Origin of the sequence: Klebsiella sp. K47 (assembly GCF_051858335.1) — a bacterium.
Taxonomy (GTDB): Bacteria; Pseudomonadota; Gammaproteobacteria; order Enterobacterales; family Enterobacteriaceae; genus Klebsiella; species Klebsiella pneumoniae.
Genome location: NZ_JBPYUI010000554.1, coordinates 1 through 213, shown reverse-complemented (window position 1 = coordinate 213; position 213 = coordinate 1). Strand labels below are relative to the sequence as shown.

The window sequence follows — 213 nt, the reverse complement described above, 5'->3', positions numbered from 1 at the left end:
CTGCATGCCGTCCGCCGCCGTATCGCAGCGCATGCCCAGTTTGCGCACCATGGCGGCCAGGGCCTCGCGCGCGCTGGCGTTGTCATCGACGATGAGAACGCCGGTGCTGCCCAGGTTGTCGTGGCCGTCCAGCGGCGCATCCGTGGCAGGCCGGACCTTGGCCGTGAAGCGGAAGTTGCTGCCCTGGCCGGGCTGGCTGCAGACGCTGATCTC

1 protein-coding gene is annotated in these 213 nt (G+C 70.0%); it reads right to left on the bottom strand.

What is annotated here, in order from left to right; all coding sequences use genetic code 11:
- Positions 1-213 (bottom strand): hypothetical protein (locus RRF55_RS29185; protein ID WP_439419478.1); only part of this gene is annotated, 213 nt, incomplete at both ends.